19 protein-coding genes are annotated in these 16,197 nt (G+C 66.9%); 5 read left to right on the forward strand and 14 right to left on the reverse strand.

Annotation, left to right across the window (positions count from 1 at the left end; translation table 11 throughout):
- The first annotated feature begins 19 nt into the window (after window positions 1-19).
- On the forward strand, window positions 20-1,108 hold the full coding sequence (locus tag FOE78_RS21815) for a neutral zinc metallopeptidase (RefSeq protein ID WP_143988128.1): 1,089 nt from the start codon (window positions 20-22) through the stop codon (window positions 1,106-1,108).
- A 35-nt stretch (window positions 1,109-1,143) separates the two neighbouring features.
- Here FOE78_RS21815 and ispF read toward each other — a convergent pair whose 3' ends face one another.
- From ispF to FOE78_RS21830, 3 genes are all read right to left on the reverse strand, one after another.
- The gene (gene ispF, locus FOE78_RS21820; protein ID WP_210414708.1) at window positions 1,144-1,632 is read right to left on the reverse strand and encodes a 2-C-methyl-D-erythritol 2,4-cyclodiphosphate synthase; all 489 of its coding nucleotides are present in this window, start codon (window positions 1,630-1,632) and stop codon (window positions 1,144-1,146) included.
- Entirely contained in the window at window positions 1,629-2,354 is a 726-nt protein-coding gene (gene ispD, locus FOE78_RS21825) for a 2-C-methyl-D-erythritol 4-phosphate cytidylyltransferase (protein ID WP_143988129.1), read from the reverse strand. The genes ispF and ispD overlap by 4 nt, the downstream gene beginning before the upstream one ends.
- Window positions 2,355-2,487: 133 nt before the next feature.
- Window positions 2,488-2,973: a CarD family transcriptional regulator gene (locus FOE78_RS21830; protein WP_091523288.1), complete on the reverse strand. Its 486-nt coding sequence runs from the start codon at window positions 2,971-2,973 to the stop codon at window positions 2,488-2,490.
- A gap of 327 nt (window positions 2,974-3,300) precedes the next feature.
- Here FOE78_RS21830 and FOE78_RS21835 point away from each other — a divergent pair, with 327 nt between their 5' ends.
- A complete protein-coding gene (locus FOE78_RS21835; protein WP_143988130.1) occupies window positions 3,301-3,924 on the forward strand; it encodes a hypothetical protein in 624 nt (207 codons plus the stop codon).
- A gap of 14 nt (window positions 3,925-3,938) precedes the next feature.
- Here FOE78_RS21835 and FOE78_RS21840 read toward each other — a convergent pair whose 3' ends face one another.
- Together FOE78_RS21840 and FOE78_RS21845 are read right to left on the reverse strand one after the other, a co-directional pair.
- Complete coding sequence (locus FOE78_RS21840) at window positions 3,939-4,841, reverse strand: ribose-phosphate diphosphokinase (RefSeq protein WP_266095044.1); 903 nt, start codon at window positions 4,839-4,841, stop codon at window positions 3,939-3,941.
- Window positions 4,842-4,960: 119 nt separating this feature from the next.
- Entirely contained in the window at window positions 4,961-5,425 is a 465-nt protein-coding gene (locus tag FOE78_RS21845) for a pyridoxamine 5'-phosphate oxidase family protein (protein WP_143988132.1), read from the reverse strand.
- An 11-nt stretch (window positions 5,426-5,436) separates the two neighbouring features.
- On the opposite strand from FOE78_RS21845, the gene FOE78_RS21850 reads away from it, so the two are divergent.
- The gene (locus tag FOE78_RS21850; protein ID WP_228265948.1) at window positions 5,437-6,285 is read left to right on the forward strand and encodes a phosphotransferase; all 849 of its coding nucleotides are present in this window, start codon (window positions 5,437-5,439) and stop codon (window positions 6,283-6,285) included.
- A gap of 339 nt (window positions 6,286-6,624) precedes the next feature.
- Here FOE78_RS21850 and FOE78_RS21855 read toward each other — a convergent pair whose 3' ends face one another.
- The 4 genes from FOE78_RS21855 to FOE78_RS21870 form a co-directional block, all read right to left on the reverse strand.
- The gene (locus FOE78_RS21855) at window positions 6,625-6,915 is read right to left on the reverse strand and encodes a type II toxin-antitoxin system RelE/ParE family toxin (RefSeq protein WP_143988134.1); all 291 of its coding nucleotides are present in this window, start codon (window positions 6,913-6,915) and stop codon (window positions 6,625-6,627) included.
- Complete coding sequence (locus FOE78_RS21860; protein WP_143988135.1) at window positions 6,912-7,145, reverse strand: type II toxin-antitoxin system ParD family antitoxin; 234 nt, start codon at window positions 7,143-7,145, stop codon at window positions 6,912-6,914. Before FOE78_RS21860 ends, FOE78_RS21855 begins: the two co-directional genes overlap by 4 nt.
- Before the next feature lie 189 nt (window positions 7,146-7,334).
- Window positions 7,335-8,012, reverse strand: a complete 678-nt coding sequence (locus FOE78_RS21865; RefSeq protein ID WP_143988136.1) for a response regulator transcription factor — start codon at window positions 8,010-8,012, stop codon at window positions 7,335-7,337.
- Window positions 8,009-9,349, reverse strand: a complete 1,341-nt coding sequence (locus FOE78_RS21870; protein ID WP_210414709.1) for a sensor histidine kinase — start codon at window positions 9,347-9,349, stop codon at window positions 8,009-8,011. Before FOE78_RS21870 ends, FOE78_RS21865 begins: the two co-directional genes overlap by 4 nt.
- A 198-nt stretch (window positions 9,350-9,547) precedes the next feature.
- Here FOE78_RS21870 and phoU point away from each other — a divergent pair, with 198 nt between their 5' ends.
- On the forward strand, window positions 9,548-10,213 hold the full coding sequence (phoU, locus tag FOE78_RS21875) for a phosphate signaling complex protein PhoU (RefSeq protein WP_143988137.1): 666 nt from the start codon (window positions 9,548-9,550) through the stop codon (window positions 10,211-10,213).
- A 21-nt stretch (window positions 10,214-10,234) separates the two neighbouring features.
- On the opposite strand, the gene FOE78_RS21880 is transcribed toward phoU, so the two are convergent.
- Complete coding sequence (locus FOE78_RS21880; protein ID WP_143988138.1) at window positions 10,235-10,984, reverse strand: phosphoglyceromutase; 750 nt, start codon at window positions 10,982-10,984, stop codon at window positions 10,235-10,237.
- A gap of 93 nt (window positions 10,985-11,077) precedes the next feature.
- Between FOE78_RS21880 and FOE78_RS21885 the strand changes: the two genes are divergently transcribed.
- On the forward strand, window positions 11,078-11,842 hold the full coding sequence (locus tag FOE78_RS21885) for an SDR family NAD(P)-dependent oxidoreductase (protein ID WP_143988139.1): 765 nt from the start codon (window positions 11,078-11,080) through the stop codon (window positions 11,840-11,842).
- Between the two features lie 94 nt (window positions 11,843-11,936).
- Here the strand turns inward: FOE78_RS21885 and FOE78_RS21890 are convergent, their stop codons facing one another.
- From FOE78_RS21890 to FOE78_RS21905, 4 genes are all read right to left on the reverse strand, one after another.
- Window positions 11,937-13,355, reverse strand: a complete 1,419-nt coding sequence (locus FOE78_RS21890; RefSeq protein ID WP_143988140.1) for a hypothetical protein — start codon at window positions 13,353-13,355, stop codon at window positions 11,937-11,939.
- Between the two features lie 144 nt (window positions 13,356-13,499).
- Window positions 13,500-14,879 carry an MFS transporter gene (locus tag FOE78_RS21895; RefSeq protein WP_143988141.1) on the reverse strand — a complete coding sequence of 460 codons (1,380 nt, stop codon included), beginning with the start codon at window positions 14,877-14,879 and terminating at the stop codon, window positions 13,500-13,502.
- Between the two features lie 199 nt (window positions 14,880-15,078).
- A complete protein-coding gene (locus tag FOE78_RS21900; protein WP_143988142.1) occupies window positions 15,079-15,585 on the reverse strand; it encodes a type III secretion system chaperone family protein in 507 nt (168 codons plus the stop codon).
- A 48-nt stretch (window positions 15,586-15,633) separates the two neighbouring features.
- Window positions 15,634-16,134 (reverse strand): hypothetical protein, encoded by a 501-nt coding sequence (locus FOE78_RS21905; protein WP_143988143.1) that lies wholly within the window; start codon window positions 16,132-16,134, stop codon window positions 15,634-15,636.
- Window positions 16,135-16,197 lie beyond the last annotated feature (63 nt).

A 16,197-nucleotide genomic window follows, 5' to 3' on the forward strand; every position in this document is an offset into this window, starting at 1 on the left:
GTCGTTAGGGTTAGCAACCGTGACGCAGCAGCAGTGGGGGCAACCCGGCGGACAGTTCGGTCGTACGAGTCCGACGTGGGGCCGACCGGCAACCGCACCCGGTTGGGGCAACCCACCCGGCCGGCCGGGATCCTTCCCGACCGCCCCGGCACCGGCCGGCGGCGGTTCCTGGCAGCAGCCGCCCGCGGGCAGGCCGCGCAGCAATCCGCTGAAGAAGGTGCTGGCGGCAGTGATCGGGCTGGTCGCGCTGGCACTTGTGTCGCTGATCATCGTCAACCTGGTCAGCAATTCCGACCAGGTCGCCTACCAGAACGACGACTACCAGGTGCCCGCTCCGGACAAGAACCCGCCGCCGCTGCCGGCGCCGGAAACCAAGAGCCAGGCGGTCGACTGGACCCAGCACAACAAGCTCTACGACCAGACCATGCCGGTGCCGATCCGCTGCGAACTGGATCCGATCACCGCCGCCTCCACCGACGCCGAACTGCAGACCCACCTGAACAAGCTGGTCGCCTGCCTGATGCGGGCGTGGGAGCCGCCGGTGACCGCGGCCGGCTATCAACTGGTCCGGCCGTCGGTGACGATCTACGGCGACGCGATCGAGACCAAGTGCGGCAAGGCCGGCGGTGGCAACGCGTTCTACTGCCCGGCCGATCAGCAGATCTACTACAGCCGTACGTTGCCGGACGCGATCGCCGACCTGCAGGACTCGCCCTGGGGTCCCGACATCGTGATGGCGCACGAGTTCGGTCACGCCGTCCAGGCCCGGACCGGGATCCTGATCTCGGCCAACGGTCTGGAGCAACTGGCCGGTGACGACACCGAGGAGGGCCTGGAGATGAGCCGCCGGGTAGAGGTCCAGGCGGACTGCTTCTCCGGGCTGTTCCTGCAGGCCAGTTCTCGATCGCTGGGCATGCAGCAGAGCGATGTGGACGCGATCGAGACCATCTACGTGGCGATCGGCGACGACACGTTGAGCGGCAACCCGGACATCGAGGCCACCCACGGCCACGGTGACACCCGGCTCTACTGGGGCCGGCAGGGAATGGCCGACCCGCACATCAAGGTCTGCGACACGTTCACCGCACCGTCTGATCAGGTCAAGTAGGGCGGATCAGGTGGAGTAAGGATCCTTCCGCAGGATCACTCGTCGGTGTTGATCACCAGCGCGGTCGCGATCGCCGCCACGCCCTCACCCCGGCCGGTCAGCCCGAGCCCGTCGGTGGTGGTGCCGGACACCGACACCGGCGCGCCGACGAGACCCGTCAACAGCTCCTCCGCCTCGGCCCGCCGACGGCTGAGTCTGGGTCGGTTGCCGATCACCTGAACGGCGACATTGCCGACCCGGATTCCTGCCGCAGCAAGAAGTCGTACGGTCTCGGAGACGAAGTCACGCCCGGGCCGGCCGGCCCACTCCGGCCGGTCGGTGCCGAAGTTCGTACCAAGATCACCGAGGCCTGCGGCCGACAGCAACGCGTCGCAGATCGCGTGACAGGCGACGTCGCCGTCCGAGTGGCCCTCCGGCCCCGAATCCTCGTCTGCAAAGAGAAGTCCGGCCATCCACATCGGCCGGCCGGCGACCAGTCGATGCACGTCGACGCCGATACCGGTACGGATCCCGCCCGCTGTCATCGCACCTGCCGTTCGTTGTTGATCATGATCTCGGCCAGCGCCAGATCCGGCGGATGGGTGATCTTGAACGATGCCGAGTCGCCGTCCACCAAGGTGATCGGATGTCCGGCCCGCTCGCAGACTCCGGCATCGTCGGTGATCACGTCCGCGCCCAGCCGACGATAGGCCGCCAACAAGGTTTCAAGATCAAATCCCTGCGGTGTCTGGACGGCACGCAGCATCGACCGGTCCAACATCCTCGATCCGTGGCCATCGTCCTGCGGGCCGGTCAGTTCCCGGATCGTGTCGGTGACCGGGACCGCCGGCACCACCGCCGGCGCGCCGGCCGCGACCGCAGCGACCACCCGGCGCGTGACCTGGAGCGGGACCAGCGGCCGGGCGGCGTCGGTGATCAGCACGATCGGCGGACGATCCTCCGACGCGGCCAGGGCTGCCAGGCCGTTGCGTACCGAGTCCGTCCGCTCGGCACCGCCGGTGACCAGCGCGTCGACCGCGAGCCCGTGCAGCGCGCGGGCGAACCCGTCGGCGCCGCCGTCGGGAATGACCACGATCAGCCGTACGGCACCGGCGGCGAGCATCGACTCGGCCGCATGCCGCACCAGTGGACGTCCAGCCAACTCGAGCAGCGCCTTCGGCCGCTCGGCGCCGAAACGGGTGCCGGCGCCGGCGGCCACCACGATCGCGCCGAAGGACGTGTCCTGCGCCGAAGGTGAGGTGATCATCGAGCGAGATTCTTCCATCTCGTGGCCCGGCCGCCGACGGGCAGACAAGAACCGGGTGGGCACGTCCCTCGACGTACCCACCCGGTGGTTTCAGACTTGCTTGATCGCCCTTGTTTGATCGCGTCAGCGATGCTCAGGAGGCGAGAACCTCTTCGAGCAACTCCTCGGCCTTGTCCTCCTCGATCTTCTCGGCCAACGCCAGTTCGGAAACCAGAATGTGCCGGGCCTTGGCGAGAATCCGCTTCTCACCGGCGGAGAGGCCGCGCTCACGCTCCCGGCCCCACAGGTCGCGGACCACCTCGGCGACCCGCATCACGTTGCCGGAGTGCAGCTTCTCGATGTTGGCCTTGTACCGTCGCGACCAGTTGGTCGGCTCGACGGTGCGCGGGGCGCGAAGGATGCTGAAGACCCGCTCCAGGTCTTCCGAACCCACCACGTCCCTGACTCCAACGAGATCGAGATTGCAGGCCGGGACCCGGACGACGAGGTCGTTCTGGCCGACGATGCGTAGTACGAGATAGAGCTGGTCCTCGCCTTTGATCTTGCGAGTTTCGATGTCCTCGATGACGGCCGCCCCGTGATTGGGGTACACCACCGTTTCGCCGACTGTGAAGGTCATATTGTCTACCTACCCCTTTCGCAGCACCTAGTTTAGCACGCTCTCAGGGTGTTCCCCGAAGCGTTTCCGCTAGCCAGAGGCACAATCACCGGCCGCCTACCGCTTGACAAGACCACCCGGATGTGCTTCGCGTCGCTAACCATCAGGCCGGTCCGTCCCCTCGACGCCAGCCGGCGGGCCGCGCCGGGGCCGACCTTGGCTGCGCGGCCGGGCGTCGAGTCGCTAGGCTGACCGTCGACGATCGGCTGTAGTAGTTGGCGGGGCCGACGTCGTACGCCGGTTCGTTGCGTACGAGGTGGCCGCCGGCACGTCGAGGAGTAGACCACGGTGAAGCACATCGGCCTGAATCCCAGCAAGCGCAACTGCGGCAGGACCGGCCTGGCGACGAGCCCGTCACGCAGTCGTCGCAGCCGAGTCGGCACCCGGATCGGTGCGGCCGCGGCCTCCCTCACGCTGCTGGTCGGGGTCTCGGCCTGCGGCTTCGATGTGCAGACCCTGCAGCACTACCAGCCCTCCGACGGTGTGGACGTCAACGTCGGCCTCGGCGCAGGAGGCCAACCGGTCGCCAGCACCGCCAAGGTCCGCGGGCTGATGATCCTGGCCCGCACGCCCACCTCGGGCTTCCTGTCGGCCACCCTGAACTCCACCGCCGGGGACGAGCTCACCGACGTGACCGGCAACCTGCTGAAGGCCGACCTCAGCACCGGTGCCCCGTTGACGATCAAGATGCCCGGCCCGATCACTGTCGCCCCGGGCGAGCCGACCGTGCTGGTGAACCGGGCGCCGATCGAGGTCAGCGGCTCCGGGCTGCCGACGGGACAGACCGCCCGGCTCACGCTGACCTTCGAGAAGGCCGGCAGCCGGCAGGTCGAAGTGCCGATCATCGACGGCAACAACCGCACCTACAAGAACGTCACCCCGTCGCCGGCCCCGAGCAACGGCACCGTCTGAGCCCGGTTCAGTCCTCAGCCGTAGGTGGGTTCGTCGCTGAACAGGCTGCTCACCGACTCGCCACAGTTGATCCGCCGCACGGCTTCGGCGAACAGCGGAGCCACCGAGCGGGTGACCATGTTGGGCAGCTGCTTCTCCGGTGCCAGCGGGACCGTGTTGGTGGTGACGATCTCGTCGATGTCGGACTCGGCCCGCAGACGTTCGATCGCCGGCCCGGTGAACAGACCGTGCGTGCAGGCCAGCGAAATCCGCCGGGCTCCCTCCGATCGCAGCTTGCGCAGCACCTCGACGATCGAGCCTGCGGTGGCGATCTCGTCGTCGAAGACGATCACGTTCTTGCCCTGCACGTCTCCCACGATGTTGTCGACCACCACGGTGTCGTCGGCCAGCCGACGCTTCGACCCGGCGGCGACGCCGAGCCCGAGCTTGCGCGCCAGTTGGGTGGCGACCTTGGCGTTGCCCAGGTCCGGTGAGACCACCACGGTGTCGCTGAGGTCGGTCTGTTTGAAGTGATCGGCCAATTCGGCGACCGCGCTGAGGTGATCGACCGGGATCGAGAAGAAGCCGTGCACCTGCGGCGCGTGCAGGGCCATGGTGACCACCCGGGTGGCACCGGAGGCTGCGATCATGTCGGCCACCAGCCGGCCGCCGATCGAGATCCGCGGCGCGTCCTTCTTGTCCGAGCGGGCGTAGGCGTAGTGCGGGATCACCGCGGTGATGTGGGCGGCCGACGCACCTCGGGCGGCGTCCAGCATCAGGCACAGCTCGACCAGATGCTCCTGCACCGGCGGCACCAGCGGCTGCACGATGAACACGTCGCGTTGCCGGCAGTTGGCGCGCAGTTGCACCTGCAGACAGTCGTTGCTGAAGCGCGTCGTACGCGATGGGGCCAGATCGATGCCGAGGATCTCGCACATCTCTGCGGCGAACTCCGGGTGGGCCGAGCCGGTGAATACGGTGACGTCGCGAAGAGCGCGTTCGCTGAGCACGAGGTCACTCTATCGGCGCCGCGATGTCATCCGATTGTCACCATCGGTCAGAGCCACCGACCGTCTCGCATCAACGTACGGCCCTTGATCTCGTCTGCCTCGCGCCATGCCTGGATCCGGATCGGTCGGAGCACCAGATAGAGATACCCGTCGTCACCGCGCGGATCCCAGTCGGCCTGGCCCGCGTACCCCTCGACGATCTCGGCCGGCGCCTGCTGCACCGGGAGCGCCCGCTCCAGTTCGGCGTCGATGATCACCACATCCCGGGTCGGCCCGAGCGCCAGTCGGGCGCGACCGGAGTTGATCAAGTTCCGCGCCGTACGTGATCGTTCCTCGACCGCGATCACCACCCGATTCTCCAACCAGGCAAGGGAAAGCGGGACCAGGTACGGCGCCGCCGTACCGTCCTCGTCGATCGACGATGTGGACATCCAGACGTCGATCGCTGGCGTCGTCAACAGAGCGAGGGTGTCAGCACGGCGTTGTTCCCGGCTGCGGGGCGCGTCGGTCATGGCCCCCAATCATGCCGGGTGGGATCGGCCGTGCACCGGAGTGGCCGGACCAGCGTCGACCTCGTGTAGCTTCCGGGCCTGTGACAAACCGCAGAGCACGACAGACACACCACCTTCGTCGCGACCGCGATCTGATCACCAAGACGTACCGGACGTGGGGCCGGCAGGAGCATCACCGGGAGTGGACCACCCTCAACCTTTTGGCGCTCCACCAGCCCGGCCTGGCGCCCGAACCCATATCCGCAGAACTCGATCGAGAACCGCCATCCATCACCATGACCGCGCTTCCCGGCGACCCGATCGTCGGCTACTGGACCGACGATCAGATCCACCTGCTCGCCAAGGCAATGCGACGACTTTGGGACGTGCCCGGCGATCGGCCGGCGCCCATCGATATGCACAATGCACACTATTGGCGTCACCTCGCAGCGAGGTCACTACGGCCGGCGAGCGGAGTCGAACTGCGAGCATTCGACCTGACCGTGGACTGGATCACCGGTCCCGCGCTGAACTCCCTGCTGGACGGACGAACGCTCCAAATCCTCGGTCAGGGCGACCCGCAGCCGGGAAACATGCTGTACGACGGCAGAGGGATCCGACTGGTGGACTTCGAAGACGCCGGCGCCAGCGACGTGTGTTTCGAGTTGGCGAACTTCGCCGAGCATCTCGGCGCGCGCGGTACCGGCCTCGACCGACTCGCCGATCTCATCGACCACGACCATCGGCGCTATCACCTGTATCGACGCCTGATCGCCTCTTTCTGGTTGTTCCGACTGCTGCCTGACCCCACCGGAGCCAGGCCACCGAGGACAGCTGAGCTGCATGACCAGGCGGTCCGCCTGATCGACCTGTTCGACTAACACCAGACACGACGTGTCACCCGGAACCTTTGGCGCCACCACGCGGTCCGCACGGCGTCCCGCGCCCAGTTATCTCGCCCAATCGCGAATGGTGACGCGAATGTGCTCACCGGCATCGGCGGGCCGGAGCATCGACACTTCTGGCCCCAGAGGTCTGGCTTCGGGCGCGAGCGTTGCCATGACCGAGGACGTTGGCCCAGGACGAGGACGTACATTCGACGGCTCGCCTGGGTGAGCGAAGGGCGAAACGCGTCCGGTCAGGTACCCCCTGAGACACGGCCGGGGCGATGTTTCGTAGCCCGCTTGAACCGACCTGCTGTCTTCGTGGCTGGTCCGGGCTTACAGGTGCCGGGTCGGGTCCATCCGCTGGTGCAGGATGCGGACCACGTCCACACTGTCTTGGTTCACGACGTAGAAGATGATGTGGCTGCCGATCCCGTACCGGCGGTAGCCTTCGCGGATCTCGTCGCAGGCACGGCCGCGGTCGGGGCTCTCGGCGAGGCGCTCGACCGCGGCCCTAATCTCGTTGACATAGGTCTCGGCCTGACCGCCATCCCACCGCTCTACCGTGTAGTCCCAGATGGACGAGAGGTCCTGGACGGCGGCCGGAGTGAGCCGGTAGCTCCTCATGCCTTCTTCGCCGTGATGAACGCATCGAAGTCGAATGGCTTCGCCCCGCCGCTCTCCTCCCCGGACACCAGCGCGGCGCGCAGTGCAGCCATTTGGGACTCCTGGTCCTCCAGCAAACGCAATGCCGCGCGTACCACCTCGCTCGCCGATCGGTAGCGCCCCGTCGCGACCTCGTGGGCGAGGAAATCCGCGAAATGCTCGTCCAGACTGATCGACGTGTTCAAGCTCATGGGTGCAGAATACCAAGAGTTGGTAGGACAGTCCGTCGGCGTCGATCCCCTGGGATCAAGGCGTCAGATCGCGAAAATGGCGGTCCGCCGGTGATTTTGACCATCTGGCGCCTCATATTCAGGTCCCCGGACCCACCAGGCGAAACTCGTTCGTCGGCGATCCAGGTGAGACCCCGCCTGCCGAGGCCGTCAGCCTTCGAACTTGTAGCCCAGACCTCGTACGGTGACCAGGAACTGCGGGGCGGCGGGGTCGGGTTCGATCTTGGTCCGCAGCCGCTTCACGTGCACGTCCAGGGTCTTGGTGTCACCGACGTAGTCGGCGCCCCAGATCCGGTCGATCAACTGGCCGCGAGTCATCACCCGGCCGGCGTTGCGCAACAGCATCTCCAGCAGCTCGAACTCCTTCAGCGCCAGCTTGACCCGTTCGCCGTTGACCGACACCTCGTGCCGCTCGACGTCCATCCGGACACCGGCGGACTCGACCACGTCCGGCAACAACTCGAGGTCCTGGCCGCGGCGCAGCACCGCCCGGATCCGGGCGACGAGTTCGCGATGGCTGAACGGTTTGGTGACGTAGTCGTCGGCACCCAGTTCGAGCCCGACCACCTTGTCCACCTCGGAATCCCGGGCGGTGACCATGATCACCGGGACGGCGGCACGGGCACGCAGCTGCCGGCAGACCTCCGTACCGGGCAAGCCCGGCATCATCAGGTCGAGCAGCACGATGTCGGCGCCGACCCGATCGAATTCGGCCAGGCCCTGGGTCCCGTCGGCGGCCTCGACCACCTCGAAACCTTCCTTGCGCAACATGTAGGACGTGGCTTCGCGATAGGACTCTTCGTCCTCGATCACCAGCACACGGGTCATCTGACGATCTCCTGGGGTTCGGATGTACGGGGGTGCACCGACTCCGCATCGTCGCGGCGCTGGCGGGCAGGGACCGCTGCAGTGCTTGCGTTCCTGCCGGGACTGGATGAATCGGTACCGTCTGCCGGCGCCACGCCGTCGACCATTTCATGATCAACTTCGGGCAGCCGGGCGGTGAGGGGTGCCGCGGCGTCGCCGATCGGCGCGGGTAAGGCGACGGTGAACGTCGAGCCCTGCCCGGGCTGGCTCCAGACCGCCACATCACCGCCATGGGCGGCGGCGATGTGCTTGACGATCGACAGCCCCAGCCCGGTGCCGCCGTTGGCGCGGCTGCGGGCGTAGTCGACCCGGTAGAAACGTTCGAAGATCCGGTCCAGGTCGGCCGGGGCGATGCCGATGCCGTTGTCGGAGACGGTGATCTCGACCACGTCGTCGTCGCCGCGCTCGACCCGGTGGACGGCGACGGTGACCCGGGCGCCCGGGTCGGAGTAGAGGATTGCGTTCTCGACCAGATTGCCGACGGCGGCGACCAGTTGGAGCTCGCTGCCGAGGACGTAGCAGCCGGGCAGACCGGCGACAGCGAGCTGGACGTCCCGCTTCTGGGCATCCACCCGGCAGCGGTCCACCGCCTGGGTGAGGATGTCGTCCACCTCGACCGGTTCGGCCTGGACCAGCGGATCGTCGGCCTGCAACCGGGACAGTTCGATGATCTGGCCGACCAGCTCACTCAACCGCTGGGACTCGATCGTCATCCGCGCGGCGAACCGCAGCACCGCCTCGGGATCGTCGGCCGCGCTCTCCACCGCCTCGGCCAGCAGGGCCACCGCCCCGATCGGCGTCTTCAGCTCGTGGCTGACGTTGGCCACGAAGTCGCGGCGGGTCTCCTCCACCCGGACCGCGGTGGTCCGGTCCTCGGCCAGCACCACCACCAGTCCGTCGGCCAGCGGCGCGACGCGTACCGCCAGGAAGGTCGCGGCCCCGCCTGCACCGCCACGCTGCAGCTCCAGGTCGACGCTGCGGAGGACCTCGTCGGTGCGCACCGTACGGACCAGGTCGAGCAACTCGGCGATGCCGATCCGGCTGCCGCGTACGATGCCGACGGTCCGGGCCTGCGCGGTCGCCTCCAGGATCTCGTCGTGCGGACCGACCACCACCGCCGACGAGCCGAGCGCCGCCAACATCTGGGACACCCCCGGCGGGACCTCCACCGGTTCGTCGATGAAGTCCTCGGATTCGCCGGTCGCCTCGGCCGGCCGGCGCAACACCAGCACCGCGATCAGAGCACCGATGGCCAGGCCGACGATCAGCGCCAGGCCCGCGGCTGCTCCTGCGTTCACGTCGCTGATACTAAGCCGACACCACGGGTGGGTTTGACCGTTGCCCACCGCTCAGGCCGGATCGAGACCGAGGGTTCCGGCTTTGTTAACCCGGCGTTCACCGACCCTGGCCGGTCACGTACGGCTTGCACCTAGAGTGGGAGCGCATCCGGGCCGATCAGGGCCGCGGACCCGACGATGTGTTGAGGGTGAGAACCAGTGCGCGACTCCTACCGGGAGCAACTCGACGACATTCTGACCGACCTGGTGCAGATGTCGCAGACCGTTTCCACTGCCGTGCGGCAGGCGACCACGGCCCTGTTGGAGGTCGACATCCATGCCGCCGAGAAGGTGATCAGCTCCGACGCCGACATCGACGCGGCCCAGGCCGACATCGAGGCGAGAGCCTTTTCGCTGCTGGCCCGGCAGGCGCCGGTGGCGGGCGAGCTGCGGACGGTGGTGGCCACCCTGCGGATGGTCACCGAGCTGGAGCGGATGGGCGACCTGGCCGCGCACGTGGCCAAGATCGCCCGGCTGCGCTACCCGGAACCAGCGGTGCCCGAGGGGCTGCGGCCCAACTTCGTCCGGATGGGCGATGTGGCCGAGAAGATGGTGATCCGGGCCGGCCAGACGCTGAGCGAACGTGACCTGGACTCCGCGCAGGAGTTGCACGACCGCGACCAGGAGATGGACGAGCTGCGTCGCGACCAGTTCCGGCTGCTGCTCGGCGACGACTGGAGCTACGGGGTCGAGGCGGCCGTCGACGTCGCGCTGCTCGGCCGCTACTACGAGCGGATCGCCGACCATGCCGCCTCGGTGGCTCGCCGGGTGATCTACGTGGTCACCGGCAAGTTCCCCGATGACGAGGTCTGGCCCCAGCCGTGATCGACCGGGTCTACTCCGGATCTACTTCCGGCCCTGGTTCTTGACCGCCTCGATCGAGGCCTTGGCGGCTTCCGGGTCGAGGTAGCGACCGCCCGGCGTGACGGGCGTGAGGTCGTCGTTCAGCTCGTACAGCAACGGGATGCCGGTCGGGATGTTGAGCCCGACCACGTCGACGTCGCTGATCTGATCGAGGTGCTTGACGATCGCGCGCAGGGAGTTGCCGTGGGCGGCGACCAGCACGGTCTTCTCCGCCAGCAGGTCGGGCACGATCCGGTCGTACCAGTAGGGCAGCGCCCGGATCAGCACGTCCTTGAGGCACTCGGTGGCCGGCCGCGCATCCGGCGGCAGCGACCCGTACCGCGGGTCGGCGAAGTTGGCGTACTGGTCGTCCGGGCTGATCGCCGGCGGCGGGATGTCGTAGGACCGGCGCCAGATCATGAACTGTTCCTCGCCGAATTCGGCCAGGGTGGCGGCCTTGTCCTTGCCCTGCAGGGCGCCGTAATGACGTTCGTTCAGCCGCCAGGACCGCTGCACCGGCAGCCACGGCCGGCCGATCACGTCGAGCGCGATCTGTGCGGTGTGGATGGCGCGGGTCAGCAGCGACGTGTGCAGAACGTCCGGCAGCAGGTCGTTCTCGGCCAGCAGTTCGCCGCCGCGCTGCGCCTCCGCCCGACCCTTGTCGTTGAGGTCGACGTCGACCCAGCCGGTGAACAGATTCTTCGCGTTCCATTCACTTTCACCATGTCGCAGCAAGATCAATTTGAACGTCATGAGGCCGCAGCCTAATCCCCGCGGATCGGGCCGCCGTCCGCGGTCCACCGGGTGCGCGGCGGGCTCCCCGGCGGGCATTGCAACAATCTGCCCATGAGCGATCCGACAGCTAGCAGTCCTGACCGGCCGGTCGCGGTGGTCACTGGAGCCAGTAGCGGAATCGGTGCGGCGACCGCGCGCCGGCTCGCCGATGAGGGGTACGAGGTGGTGTGCGCCGCACGGCGTGCCGACCGGATCGAAGCGCTGGCCGACGAGATCGGCGGCGTCGCGGTGACCTGCGATGTGACCGACACCGAGTCGGTTGCGGCGTTGGCCCGGGCGGCCGGCGATCGGTGTTCGTTGTTGATCAACAACGCCGGCGGAGCTCTCGGTCTGGAGCCGGTGGCCGAGGCAGATCTTGCTGCCTGGCAAGCGATGTACGCCTCCAACGTGCTCGGCGCGACGTCCGTCACCAAGGCACTGCTGCCGACCTTGATCAACAACGTGGGCCAGGTGATCTTCGTGACCTCGGTGGCCGCGGACGGCGGCTACGAGGGCGGAGCCGGCTACTGCGGCGCCAAGGCCGCCGAGCGCGCGGTGGTCGAGTCGATGCGGCTGGAACTGGTCGACCAGCCGGTGCGGATCGCCGAGGTCTCCCCCGGGATGGTGCACACCGAAGAGTTCTCGCTGACCCGGTTCGGCGGTGATCAAGAACGCGCCGACAAGGTGTACGCCGGAGTGGAAAAGCCCTTGCTCGCCAGCGACATCGCCGACGTGATCGGCTGGATCGCCACCCGGCCGGACCACGTCAACATCGATCGGATCACCGTACGGCCCCGTGCGCAGGCTGCACAGCACAAGGTGCACCGCAGCAGCTGACTGCTCGGATTGCCTTGCAGACAAGACAAAACCGGCCGATCGAGGCTCGTACGCTTCGATCGGCCGGTTGTGTTCGACGGGATCCGGAGGCCGGTCAGCTCCAGGTCACGGTCAGGTTCGGATCGGTCAGATCGATCGACGGATCGTCGAAGGAGTTGCCCTCACCGTAGTAGCTGACCTTGCTCGAGCGACCGCTCTTTGTCGCGGTCACCGTGGTGGACACGTTGGCGTAGAACGAGTCCGCCTCGGCGACGGTCGGGGCGTCGTAGCTGAGCTCGCCCTTGATGTTCTTCACCTGAGACTTGTCGGAGGCGTCCATGGTCCGCTTGACCGAGTTCTCCTTGATCTTGTAGCCCTGGACTGTGCTGGCGACATCGAGTCCGCAGCCGGCCTTGAGCTTGTGCGAGGCGACGCAGGCGTTGATCGCGGCGGTGACCTTCTTCTGGAACATCGCCTGGCCGTCGCTGTCCAGCGCCGGCTTCAGCTGCACATCCGGGTAGTCGGACGGATCCTTGACCACGAAGTCGGCACCGCTGCCCAGATCGATGTACTTCTGCGAGGTGTCGATCTGGTAGCTGCCCGGGAAGAGGTACACCTTGTCGGCGGTCGCCTTGACACCGTTGATGGTGATCGGCAGGCCCTTGGTCTGGTAGCTCAGATCGACGTCGGCGTAGCCCTCGCTGAGGGTGTACTTGTCGCCGCTCTTGGTCACCGTGAAGGTGGCGTTGATGGCCTGATCGCCGAGCTTGTAGGAGGCGTTGACCGAGGCGTAGGAGCTCTCGGCCACGTCGGGCACGTTGATCGCGGTCAGCGGAGCCGCCTTGTTGGACGCCTGCAGCACCTCGTCGGTCAGGAACGTCTTGTCCGACGGCTGATCATCAACATAGCCGAGCGCCGTATCGGCCTTGCCGTCGGCCAACGCCTGCAGATAGCCCTTCACCGCATCCGACGGCTTTTGTGCTTCGGCCGGCTTCGTCGCCCCGCCGCCGGTGCTGCCGGTGGCCTCGTCGGTGTCGCCACCGGAGTTGACCACCGCGACCACGATCAGCACGACCACGATCACCAGCGCCAGAGCGCCGCCGCCGATGATGAACGGCAGCTTGCTCTTCCCGCCACCGGAACCCGGCGGCTGCTGTCCGCCGCCGTACGGTGACTGACCGTACTGAGGCTGCTGCGGCTGCTGACCGTATTGCGGCTGCTGACCGTACGGCAGCTGGCCGGCCGGCCCCGGCTGACCGTACTGATTCGGTTCGCCGTACTGGGGCTGTTGACCCTGCTGGCCGTACTGGCCCGGTTCGCCGTATTGCGGCTGCTCGGATCCCGGCCGCGGTGCCGACGGCTGACCGTACGGGGTCTGGCCGGAAGCCGGAGCGCCGTAGCCGGGCTGTTGGCTCGGGCCGTAGTTCGGCTGCCCCGGACCGAACCCGGGCTGCTGGCCGTACTCCGGGTTCGGACCGAAGCCGGGTTGATTCTGATCCGGCTCGCCGGAGTTCGGGGGATAGTTTGTGGTCACGGTTTCCTCTGTTCCTGATGCGCGGCGATTTCCCTGACGGGACACAAACAGGCCTTGAGAGTAGCCGAACAATAGTTCATCTCCGACATTTCGTGGGCCGCTGAGACGTGCACCACAAGACGTCGGTCATCACGCGTGGGCGGACTAACGAATCGGCGGATCCGTCCTGTCCGCGCGGCGCTCGAGCTGTGCTGTCTCCTGCTCCACGTAGCCGTACAGCTCGGGCAGAATGAACTTCGCCGACAGGAATCCGGTCAGTGACAGGGCCGACACCGCGAGCGTGGCGCCGACCGGTCCCCAGGCGGCGGTCATGATCGGAAACACGAAGGCGCCGAAGAACGAGGCGCCCTTGACGAACACGTAGCCGAAGCCGGACGCGGTGCCCTTGAACCGTGGCGGCGCCACCATCGAGGTGATCGTCATCCCGTTCGACGCGTCCCAGTAGTGGCCCCACATCAACACACAGGCAGCGATCACGATCAGCACCTTGAAATCCATGCCGATCGCGAAGGCGCCGACCACCAGGCCGACGAAGGCCATCCCGAAGCCCCACATCGCCACCCCACGATGACCGATCTTGGGCAGCATCAGCGGCGCCACGAATCCCGACACGGTCGCCAGGCAGTAGACCAGCGCGGTGACCAGATTGGTGCCGACGAGGTTCTGGGTCTCGCCGCTGCCGGTGACACCGACGCCGGCGGCGACCAAGATCACCGGTAGGTAGAAGCCGAACGCGGTGAACTCCGCACCCTGCATCGCGTTGGAGATCCAGCCGTAGATGGTGGCCCGCTTCTTGATCGGATCGGCCCACATCACCTTCAGGAAGTCGCCGACCTTCACCCGTTCGATGTGGACGTCCTCGTCCGGCAGCATGTCCAGCGGGTCGTCGAACAGTTGCTGGGACACTTCCTTCGCCTCGTGGAATCGGCCCCGTTGGACCAGCGACGACGGCGTCTCCGGCAGGCCCAGCCGGGAGATCAGCAAGATCACCGCGGGCACCGCGCCGAGTGCCAGACCGACGCGCCACAACAGATCATGATCAATTCCGGCGACGTACATGATCGTCACCACCACGATCGCGATCACCTCGCCCAGGCCGAACATGAACTGCCAGCGACTGCCCATCTGCTCGCGCTTGCCCTTGGGCATCGACTCCATGATGTAGGCGTAACCGTTGGAGATGTCGCTGCCGAGCGGAATGCCGATCAGGAACCTGATGATGATCAGATCCCAGATGTTCTGGGAGAATCCTTGGGCCACGGCCAACACGATGAACAGGGCCATGGTGAGGATGAAGACCCGCTTACGGCCGAGCTGATCGGCGATGTAACCGCCGATCAGTGCACCGACCAGGGCGCCGCCCTGCACCGCCGCGGTGGCCAGACCGAGTTGGACCGGCGTCGGGTTGTACTCGTTCTTGATGAAGATCAACAGGAACGAGATCGCGTACAGGTCCCAGGCCTCGATCAAGATCGTCGAGATCATCATCCAGCCGCCGCGACGGCTCGTCGTCGTGCCAGGCATGTTCTGCAGCTTGGCGGTGGCTTGATCCGAAAGGTCTCGCAGTTGCGCTTGATCCACGGTCGGTCCTTACCTCGTCGTCGACCAGTTAATCTCCCCCGTAGACGTGCGTGACATACAACGCCCCGCGACGGTGATCGTCAAGGGATGCCGAACAATCCGCGCGTCGCGAGCCGGACGGCTTCTTTTCGTCCAGGCGTGGTCAGTGATCGTGATCGTGGTCACCAGGTGCCAGGTGTCGGAAGGCCGCGAGGTTGGCGGTCGACTCGCCGCGGGCCAGTCGCCACTGCCATTCCTGCCGGATGCTGGAGGCGAAGCCGAGCTCCAGGATGGTGTTGAACGACGAGTCCGCGGCGTCGGCGACTGCGCCGAGCAGTCGGTCGATCTCGGCGGCAGTGATCGCGTCTCGATGGATCCGGGCGGTCAGGTAGATGTCACCGAGCGTGTCGATGGTGTAGCGAATCGCGTACAGCTTGAGATTGCGCTCCAGCAGCCAGCGGTAGACTCGTTCGTGGTTCTCGTCCGGGTTGCGGGCGACGAACGCCCGCAGTTCAAGATCATGTCGACCCAGCTGTAACGCGCACTCGGTGCTGAGTTTGCGAGTCCCGGGCAGGCTCACGGTGTAGAGACCGGGCCCCGTCGACTTCCAGTCCAGTCCGAGCTCACGGAGTCCTCGGACGATCTCGGCCTCGACCGGATCCTGCTGCACCGTTCTGCTCCCCTCCGGGCTGCTGTTCGACGCCAGACTAGTGTCGATTCAGGTGCGCTTGCCGTCCTCGAAGTACGACGGCAGTCGGCCGGGATAGGGCACGTCGGGTCGAAGCGCCTGCAGCCGGTCGATCTCTTTCCGGGACAGTTCGCCGCGCCGGGCCTGGGCCGCGACCTGCAGTGTCCGGGCATCCTGCGCCACCCCGGTCGGAACGTTCAGCGGCCCGGCAGGGCCGTCGGCCCAGTACTGCTGCATGATCGCCCACGCGTAGACGGCCCGCTGCTCCTTCGTGCTGCGGACAAACAGGCGGATCACGACGACCATGGTGATGATCAGCCCGATGCCGATCAGCAGGACCAGCAGGCCGCCGCCGGCGTTGTCGTCGCAGCCGCCGGCGGGGCAGGTCACGGAGTCCGGAGCGAACAGCAGGAATCCACCGGCTGCCAGGCACGCCAGACCGATGACGGCGCAGGCACCGATCTGCAGCACCCAATAGCCGGTGCCCCGATAGGTGCGTTTGGTCTTGCCGCGGTCAGCACGCGCTTCCATCGATCGACCCATCTGCCTCTCTGTCCAAGACGCCGCCCGTGCTGGAAAACTACCGCGCCATCA

It is taken from the genome of Microlunatus elymi, assembly GCF_007362775.1.
GTDB lineage: Bacteria > Actinomycetota > Actinomycetes > Propionibacteriales > Propionibacteriaceae > Microlunatus > Microlunatus elymi.